The 8,228-nt window shown below is 74.4% G+C and carries 8 protein-coding genes; 6 read left to right on the plus strand and 2 right to left on the minus strand.

Annotated elements, in window-relative coordinates; genetic code table 11:
* Window positions 1–45 precede the first annotated feature (45 nt).
* Entirely contained in the window at window positions 46–495 is a 450-nt protein-coding gene (locus tag ACZ6SA_RS00155) for a hypothetical protein (protein ID WP_465825736.1), read from the plus strand.
* Between the two features lie 22 nt (window positions 496–517).
* On the opposite strand, the gene ACZ6SA_RS00160 is transcribed toward ACZ6SA_RS00155, so the two are convergent.
* The gene (locus ACZ6SA_RS00160) at window positions 518–1,432 is read right to left on the minus strand and encodes a LysR family transcriptional regulator (protein ID WP_465825737.1); all 915 of its coding nucleotides are present in this window, start codon (window positions 1,430–1,432) and stop codon (window positions 518–520) included.
* Window positions 1,433–1,537: 105 nt separating this feature from the next.
* Here ACZ6SA_RS00160 and ACZ6SA_RS00165 point away from each other — a divergent pair, with 105 nt between their 5' ends.
* The 3 genes from ACZ6SA_RS00165 (at window position 1,538) to ACZ6SA_RS00175 (ending at window position 3,962) form a co-directional block, all read left to right on the plus strand.
* Window positions 1,538–2,362: an isocitrate lyase/PEP mutase family protein gene (locus ACZ6SA_RS00165; RefSeq protein WP_465825738.1), complete on the plus strand. Its 825-nt coding sequence runs from the start codon at window positions 1,538–1,540 to the stop codon at window positions 2,360–2,362.
* Between the two features lie 70 nt (window positions 2,363–2,432).
* Complete coding sequence (locus tag ACZ6SA_RS00170; RefSeq protein WP_465825740.1) at window positions 2,433–3,341, plus strand: aldo/keto reductase; 909 nt, start codon at window positions 2,433–2,435, stop codon at window positions 3,339–3,341.
* Between the two features lie 87 nt (window positions 3,342–3,428).
* Window positions 3,429–3,962: a GrpB family protein gene (locus ACZ6SA_RS00175; protein ID WP_465825742.1), complete on the plus strand. Its 534-nt coding sequence runs from the start codon at window positions 3,429–3,431 to the stop codon at window positions 3,960–3,962.
* Window positions 3,963–3,965: 3 nt separating this feature from the next.
* Here ACZ6SA_RS00175 and ACZ6SA_RS00180 read toward each other — a convergent pair whose 3' ends face one another.
* Window positions 3,966–5,801, minus strand: a complete 1,836-nt coding sequence (locus ACZ6SA_RS00180) for a bifunctional copper resistance protein CopD/cytochrome c oxidase assembly protein (RefSeq protein WP_465825744.1) — start codon at window positions 5,799–5,801, stop codon at window positions 3,966–3,968.
* Between the two features lie 210 nt (window positions 5,802–6,011).
* Here ACZ6SA_RS00180 and ACZ6SA_RS00185 point away from each other — a divergent pair, with 210 nt between their 5' ends.
* The gene (locus ACZ6SA_RS00185) at window positions 6,012–7,127 is read left to right on the plus strand and encodes an acyltransferase family protein (protein ID WP_465825746.1); all 1,116 of its coding nucleotides are present in this window, start codon (window positions 6,012–6,014) and stop codon (window positions 7,125–7,127) included.
* Window positions 7,128–7,220: 93 nt separating this feature from the next.
* Window positions 7,221–8,090, plus strand: coding sequence for an aldo/keto reductase (locus ACZ6SA_RS00190; protein WP_465825748.1), 870 nt, complete (start codon window positions 7,221–7,223; stop codon window positions 8,088–8,090).
* Window positions 8,091–8,228 lie beyond the last annotated feature (138 nt).

Raw genomic sequence — 8,228 nt, forward strand, 5'->3', positions numbered from 1 at the left:
GGGCAGGGGCGGGGCCGCCTGAGGCGGACCGAGGAGGTGTGACCCATGGCGAAGATCTGGCGAGGGCGCCCCGCGGCCGGCGGGGACCGCGGCCGGCCGGGCGTTCACGGCGCACCGCACACGGCCGGCAGCCGGTCCCCGGGCATTCCCAAGCCGGACGAGGGGCCCACGTACGGGCGGGGAACCGGTGGCCGGCCCTTGTGGAGCGAACGCGACCGCGACGCCGAGCGCATCCGCGCGCTCCTGCGCCGGTCGGGGTGCGCCGCGACGGGCGGCGCCGACGGGTTCGCCGTCGAGGGCGGGCACGACGGCGTCTTCCTTGTCACCTTCGCCGAGCGGTACCTGCCTGCCGGGGACGGGCTGGGCGCCTGCGTGCGCGCGCTGGTCCGGGCCGGCATGTCGGTGGAACGGCAGCCGGGCGACGGGCGCGCGCTCCGCGTCAGAACCCGCGGTGCGCTCCCGACCGCGATGAGAGCCCGCCGCCCGCGCTCCTGACCGCGGGACGGGAGGCGGGCGGTCAGTCCAGCAGCTGGGGCGTGTGGTCCTTCAGCACCCGCAGGAACGCCGCCGCCGGCCCGCTCTGGTAGCCGCGCCGCCTGCGGATGACGACCACGGGCAGTGCGGCGTCCAGGTCCGCCACCTCGACCGCCCGCAGGCTGCCGATCCGCAGCTCCTCCTGGACGCTGCTGACGGGCATGAGGGCGACGCCGAGACCGGCCTGCACCAGGCGCTTTTGCGCGGTGAGGCTGTCGACCCTGGTGATCGGGGCGCCCACCAGCCCCGACGCGGGCAAGCGGTGGTCGAGGAGGTGGCCGAAGGAGTCGGGCTGGCCCCGCTCGGGCGGGAAGCCCAGCCACCGCTCGCCCTCGAACGCCCGCAGGTCCGGCAGGCGGCGGGCGGTGACCGGATGCGCGGCGGGCACGACGACCAGGAGCTTCTCGACGCCGAGCGGGATCGACTCCAGCTTGGGGTCGGCGTCGGGGAAATAGCGCAGGCCGAGAGACGCCTCGCCGCCGCGGACGAGCGCGCTCACCTCGCGGCTCGTCGCGGTGCGCAGCTCGACCGAGGCCTCGGGGAACCTCGACTCGAACGTGCGCAGCGCGTCGACGATGTGCGAGTCGGCCAGGGTGCCGACGATCGCCAGGCTGAGGGTCTGGGCGCCGCCGGGCCGCTCGATCGCCTCGCGTACGGCCCGCTCTCCGTCGCGCATCGCGGCCAGGGCGGCCTCCGCGTACGGCAGGAGCGCCCGGCCCGCGTCGGTGAGCGCCACGCGGCGGCCGGTCCGCTCGAACAGGGCGGCGCCCAGCGACTGCTCCAGCTCGCGGATGCGGCGGCTGATGGCGGGCTGCGACCGGTTGAGCTGCCTGGACGCCTCCGTGAACCCGCCCAGCTCGGCGATGGCGGCGAACGCCTCGATCTCCTCGACTGTCACTCCATCAGTATTCCTGATAGGACGCATCATTACCATGCATTTGACTGATACATCGAGGAGGGGCGAGAGTGAAGCCGTCACCGCAGCTCACGACGGGAGAGCACCATGACCGACCAGACGGCCCGCGCGACGCGGTTCCGGGCCCTCCACGAAGGCCCCGGGCCGCTCCTGCTCCCCAACCCGTGGGACGCCGGCACGGCCCGGCTGCTGGCCTCCCTGGGCTTCGACGCCCTGGCCACCACCAGCCTCGGCGTGGCCAACCAGGCCGGCCGCGCCCGTGCCACCCGGCAGGACGTCCTCGACAACTGCCGCGTCCTCAGCGAGGCGACCCCGCTGCCCGTCAACGCCGACCTGGAGAACGGCTTCGCCGACGACCCCGCCGAAGCCGCCGAGATGGTCGCGGACGCGTGCGCGTGCGGGGTGGCCGGCGCGTCCATCGAGGACGCCACCGGTGACCGCAGGGCACCGATCTACGACTTCGGGCTCGCCGTCGAGCGCGTGCGGGCGGCCGTCGAGGTCACGCGCGGGCTGCCCGTCCCGCTCGTCCTGACCGCCAGGGCGGAGGGCCTGCTGTACGACGCCGGCGACCTCGACGACGCCATCAGGCGCCTCCAGGCGTTCGAGGAGGCGGGCGCCGACGTCCTCTACGCACCGGGGTTGCGCACGCTGGACGAGATGCGGGCGGTCGTCTCCTCCGTCGGCAGGCCGGTGAACGTGGTGATGGGCTTCGCCGACCCGGCGATCACGCTGGAGCAGCTCGCCGAGATCGGGGTGCGGAGGGTGAGCATCGGGGGCGCGCTCTCCCGGTTCGCGCTCGGCTCGTTCCTCGACGCCGCCAGGCAGATGCGCGACGGCCGGTTCGGGTTCGTGGCCGACGTGCCCCCGATGTCCGAGATGTACCGCGCGTTCCAGCCGTACTCCACCCCCTGAAGGACGCCTCGACGGCCCATGGCATGATCGGCGGCAGGACCATCGCCGGGCGCGTGACAAGGAGCGGGACATGACGGATCAGCAGGGCCGCCGGGTGCCCGGCCTCGACGGGCCCCTCCAGCCGCTGACCGTCGGCACGTCGGCGCTCGGCGCGAACCCCGGCGACGAGGCGCTGGCCGAGGAGATGGTGTCGGGCCGCTTCCGCCAGCTGGACACCTCCAACAACTACGCAGGCGGGCGCTCGGAGGCGCTGATCGGCGCCGCGCTCAAGCAGGCGCCCGACGGCGTGACGGTCTTCTCCAAAGCCGACCGCGACACCGGCACCGGCGTGTTCGACGGTGACCGGGTCATGCGGTCCTGGGAGGAGACGATCTCCCGCCTCGGCGTCGAGACGTTGCCGATCTACCACCTGCACGACCCGATGACCATCACGGTCAGCGAGGCGATGGCCCGCGGCGGCGCCGTGCCCGCCCTGGTGGCGCTGCGCGAGCAGGGGCTCGTCGGCGCGATCGGCATCGCCGTCGGGGGCGGCACCATGGTGGAGGACTACATCCGCACCGACGCGTTCGACGCGGTGCTCACCCACAACCGCTACACCCTGGTCGACCGGCGTGCGGAGGAGATCCTTCGGCTCGCCACGGAAAGGGACATGACGGTCTTCAACGCCGCTCCGTTCGGCGGCGGCATCCTGGGCGGCTCGCCACGGCACGCCACACGCTACGGTTACCGGCGGGTCTCCCCCGAGTTCGCGGCGCACGTCGAGCGGCTCAAGGCGCTGTGCGAGCGGTGGGGCATCACGCTCGCGGCGGCGGCCCTGCACTTCTCCCTCGCCGAGCCGCGCATCCACTCCACGGTCGTCGGCGTCACCTCGGCCGAACGGCTGGCCCAGCTGGAGAGCCTCGCCGGCACGGTGATCCCCGACGGGTTCTGGGCGGACCTGGCGGCGCTCGGCTCCCCTCCTCCCTCCCCGATCGACTGACTGGCGCCGTTTGGCCACCCGCCGCCGGATGGCGGAGAATCTCCCGGCATGACCCACCGGTCACGCGAACAAGGAGCTGGGGCAGGCATGACGGTTGACATCGTGGACTACGACGCGGCGTGGCCATCGCTGGCGGAGCAGGCGTGCGAGGAGCTGGTCGCGGCGCTGCCGGGCGTCTTCCTGGAGATCGAGCACGTGGGGAGCACGTCCGTGCCCGGCCTCGCGGCCAAGCCGATCATCGACCTGATGGCCTCGGTGCCCGCCCTGGAAGCGGTGGCCGACCGCGAGCGGGCGCTGACGGCCCTCGGCTACCGGAGCGAGGAGACGGGCATGCGGGAGCGGCTGTTCTACTTCCGTGCCGACGCCTCTGGCCGGCGCAGCCACCACCTGCACGTGGTGACGGCCGGCACGTGGGACACCCGTAACGAGCGGCTGCTGCGCGACCACCTCAGGGCCGACCCGCGAGCGGCCGCCGAGTACGCCGCGCTCAAGCGCCACCTGGCCGGCGGCGACGTGGACGCCGCGGCCTACACCCGGGGCAAGACCGACCTGATCCAGCGGCTCGTCGACGAGGCCCGCGAGGCGCGCGGCCTGCCCCGCGTCCCGGTGTGGGAGGAGTGAGCGTCAGCCGCCGCGCGGCTCCGCGATCCGGGTGCGGGCCCGCGCCCGCGCCGCCTGCCGTTCCAGGGCCAGCCGCACCGCCAGCGGCGCGAAGGCGAGCAGCGGCACGATCAGGTAGACGGCCCCGGCGAGGCGCTGGTCGGCCTCCGGCACGCCGGCCGGGGCCACCTGCAGGAACCAGGCGGCCGCGACGCGGGGCCCGGCCAGCAGGTACGCGCCGAGGGCCAGGTGCACCGCGGCGGCCACCGCCAGCAGCCGGGCCCGCGCGGCCCACGGGAACGGCCGGGGCAGCGGGTCGGCTCCCGCCAGCACCCACGACACGGCCAGCCCGAGGCCGAGGAACAACGCCTCGGTGGCCAGGTGGGAGCCGTAGGCGGACAACGACCAGGGCAGCCACGCGGTCCCGTACAGCAGCAGGAACAGCACCGGGTAGGCGGTCAGCAGGAGGGCCGGCCGGGTGATCCGCCGGCCGAAGGCGCGCGAGCCGAGGTGGCCGTACTGGGAGGAAGCGGTCGTGGCCCGGCCCGCCAGGGTGACGGGCGCGCCCAGGCAGAGCAGCAGCGGAGCGATGACGGTGAGCGTGACATGCTGCAGGGCGTACGCGGACGCCATCGCCCGCGCGTAGCCGCCGACCCCGCCGACCAGCACCAGCGCGACCAGTGCCAGACCTGCGTGCCAGGCGATCGCCCGGCCCGCGGGCCACGCGGCCGTCCTGCGCATGCCCGCGAGATATCCGGCGGCGGGCAGGGCGAGCAGCAGCAGGACCAGCGGATCCAGCCGCGCCTCGGTGACCAGCGCGCCCGGGGTGAACGGCGCGAGCGTGAACTCCAGCATGCCGTGCGCCACGTGGCCGCCGTCGCCGCCCGCGGGCGGCGGGGTGCGGGACAGGCCGACGGCCAGGCCCATCGCCGCCGCCATCACGGCCGCCTCGCCGACCGCCAGCCGGACGAAGGTGCGCCGCACCCCGCGGTCCGCCACGCCCGTGACGGTGCGGCGGCGGTGGTTCCAGCCGAACCATCCGAGGACCGCCAGCACGGCGACCTTGCCGAGCAGGAGCAGGCCGTACGCGCTCTGCCACAGGTCGGACGGCGTCCCCAGCCGCACCCACCCGCCGGCCAGCCCGGAACAGGCCACCGCGACGAAGCAGCACAGCGCGATCGTGCTGAACCGGGACAGCACCACGGGCAGATCGCCGGACCGGCGGAAGTGCACCAGCACCGCGCACAGTCCGCCCGCCCACACCGACACGCCCACCAGGTGCGCCATCAGCGCGGAGATCGCGATGTCGTGATCGGCCGCCGAGGAGGCGTGGCCCACGTACGCGGGCGGCAGCAGCGCGCCCACGGCCGGCACCAGCGGGATCCACCGGGGCAGGCGCGGCACGAGCGTGGCCAGCGCCACGACGAACGTCGCGGCCACCACGACCAGCAGCGCCCGGGTCTGCGGGAGCGACGTGCCGTAGCCGAGGAGGTGCGCGGCGGCGACGACCCGCGCCGGAGGCAGGGCGAAGAAGGTCGACAGGGTCAGCACGTAGCCGGCGAGGGAGGCGAACGCCCAGCCGAGCGCCCACCAGCCGGCCGCGCGCACGCATCGCGCCGGCTCCGGCGAGCCCGCGGGGGCCAGGACGCCCGCGGCCAGCAGGGTGCCGACGCACCCCGCGGCGCACAGATCGTGCCCCAACCGCACCAGCGGCAGGCCCCACTCGGCCAGCGGCCCCGCGGAGGGCAGCCCGGCGATCTCCGGCGTGCCCGCGCCGCCGCCGAACCACAGGACGGCGACCAGCACCACGACGCCCACGCCGACCACGACACCGGCATGGACTCGCGCGGAAGCCCTCATAGCCACCCCGCAACGTCCGTCGGGACCACCCGGCCGAGGACGCCAGCGGTCCCGGCGACCGTGGTGCGTGGCCCACATGCTCCCACAGCGGACGACCCGTGACCATGCTGGCGGCAACGCACATTTGAGGTACGCACCGTCCGGCAGGGCGGTTCACCGCCATCCTCACCAAAGGCGGCAAATAGTCACTTATGACCTAGAATCCGTCAGATGTTCGCGGCCCCCCACCGGCTGGCCTGGCTGGACGCCCTGCGGGGGCCGGCAGCGCTGGCCGTCACCATGCACCACGCCGGCTGGACCTACATCCCCGCCGCCTGGGCCGAAGTGGACCGCCTGATCGATTTCGGCACGTGGGGCGTGTTCGTGTTCTTCCTGGTCAGCGGGTACATCATCCCCGCCTCCCTGGAGCGGCGCGGGGACCTGCGCGCCTTCTGGGCCGGCCGGGCCTTCCGCCTCCTCCCCCTGCTGCTGGCCGCGTGCGGCCTGGTGCTCCTGCTCGCCTGCGCCGGCCTGCTCGCCCCCGAACCCGGACTCGGCCGGCGGCCACCGGCGCTGGTCCTGCTGGGCAACCTGACGATGCTGCAGGAGCTGCTCAACCTGCCCGCCGTCATCGGCGTGATGTGGACGCTCTCGTACGAGATGGCGTTCTACCTGATGTGCGTCGCGCTGTTCACGGTCCGGCAGGCGCAGCGGTCGGCCGGGCTCGCCGCCGGCCTCGCGCTGCTGGCCGTCCCCCTGGGACTGCTGCTGCCGAAAGCCTCGATCAACGGCGCCGCCGACCTGGCGGCAGCGCTGCTCGGCCTCTCGGCCGTCGCCGCCATCGCGGCGACCGCCTTCGGCCGGGGGCGGGCCCAGGCCGTCGCCGCGGTCGCCGGCGGCCTGCTCGGACTCGCGCTCGTGATCCTCGGCAGCCGGGGCGGCACCTGGCAGGGCATGATCATCCTGGCGTCGATGTTCGCGGGCACGGCGGTCTACCGGGCCGAGCGCGGCACGATCTCCTGGCGTGCCGCCGCCCTCGCCACGGCGGCGGTGCTGGCGTGCGGGATCCCCGCCAAGGACGATCCCGCCTGGGCGACGGCGCTCGTGCTGGCCTTCGGCACCTTCGCGCTCGGGCTCGCGCTGCGCGGGCGGGCGTTCCCCCGCTGGCTGCCGCAGCTCGGCGTGATCAGCTTCTCCCTCTACCTGCTGCACCCGATCCTGCTGCACGTGCTCCCGGACCTGGCGCTGTACTTCCTCGTCCTGATCCCGCTCAGCCTCCTGACCCACCGTCTCATCGAGGCCCCCGCCCAGCGCCTCGGCAGGCACCTGACCGCCGCCCGCCCGTGACGCCCGGACACGTGGGCCCGCCGGCACCGCACCTTCCCGACGCGCCCGGCGGGGGATTGACCTGGAGCGCACTCCAGCCGACAAGGTGTACTCATGCGCAATTCCCGCACAACACGCGCCATCGGCCGGCGCCAGGTCTCAGCCATCGGGCTCGGCGCCATGCCCATGTCGGTGGCCGGGCACATGCCCGACGAGGCCCAGTCGATCCGTACCATCCTCGCTGCCCTGGACGCCGGCGTCACCCTGATCGACACGGCGGACGCGTACACCCCTTCGCACGACGACGTCGGCCACAACGAACGCCTGGTCGCCAAGGCCCTGGGCCTGTGGGCGGGCGACGCCGGCACCGTGCTCGTCGCCACCAAGGGCGGGTGCATCCGCACGCCGGACGGCGGCTGGGGCAGGGACGGCCGCCCGTCGCACCTCAAGCAGGCCTGCGACCGCTCGCTCAAGGCCCTCGGCGTCGACAGCATCGGCCTCTACCAGCACCACCGGCCCGACACGGCGGTCCCGTACGAGGAGACCATGGGCGCGCTGAAGGACCTGCTCGACGCCGGCAAGATCCAGATGGCGGGCATCTCGAACGCCGATCCGCAGCAGATCAGGCTCGCCCGCGACATCCTGGGCGACGGCCTGGCCAGCGTGCAGAACGAGTACTCGCCGCGGTTCCGCTCCAGCGAGCCCGAGATCGACGTCTGCGCCGAGCTGGGCCTGGCCTTCCTGCCCTGGTCTCCGCTGGGCGGCATCGGGCGCGCCGGTGAGCTGAGCGAGCGGTACGCCGCCTTCTCCGAGATCGCCAAGGACCGCGGCGTCTCCCCGCACCAGGTCTGCCTGGCCTGGGAGCTCGCCCGCAGCCCCGTGGTCATCCCCATTCCCGGCGCCAGCCGCCCGGAGAGCATCCTCGACTCGATCGCGGCCGTGGATCTGGAGCTCAGCGCGGAGGAGCTGGCCCGCCTCGGCTGAGGCACCCGGCGGGCGCCGCCGTGCACGCGGGGGCGGCCGACGCCGGCACCGGGGGGGACCCCGGCAGAGGAGAGGCGAAAACCCCCAAAACGAAAACCCGGTGGCGATCCCATCTGAACCTCCCCACCTCGCGCCCAT

The sequence above is a fragment of the Nonomuraea sp. NPDC049378 genome, assembly GCF_055586745.1.

Excerpts from the sequence above, each read along its gene's own strand:
- ACZ6SA_RS00155 (WP_465825736.1), top strand. The coding sequence starts at position 46 with ATGGCGAAGATCTGGCGAGGGCGCCCCGCGGCCGGCGGGGACCGCGGC.
- ACZ6SA_RS00165 (WP_465825738.1), top strand. The coding sequence starts at position 1,538 with ATGACCGACCAGACGGCCCGCGCGACGCGGTTCCGGGCCCTCCACGAA.
- ACZ6SA_RS00170 (WP_465825740.1), top strand. The coding sequence starts at position 2,433 with ATGACGGATCAGCAGGGCCGCCGGGTGCCCGGCCTCGACGGGCCCCTC.
- ACZ6SA_RS00175 (WP_465825742.1), top strand. The coding sequence starts at position 3,429 with ATGACGGTTGACATCGTGGACTACGACGCGGCGTGGCCATCGCTGGCG.
- ACZ6SA_RS00180 (WP_465825744.1), bottom strand. The coding sequence starts at position 5,801 with ATGAGGGCTTCCGCGCGAGTCCATGCCGGTGTCGTGGTCGGCGTGGGC.
- ACZ6SA_RS00185 (WP_465825746.1), top strand. The coding sequence starts at position 6,012 with ATGTTCGCGGCCCCCCACCGGCTGGCCTGGCTGGACGCCCTGCGGGGG.
- ACZ6SA_RS00190 (WP_465825748.1), top strand. The coding sequence starts at position 7,221 with ATGCGCAATTCCCGCACAACACGCGCCATCGGCCGGCGCCAGGTCTCA.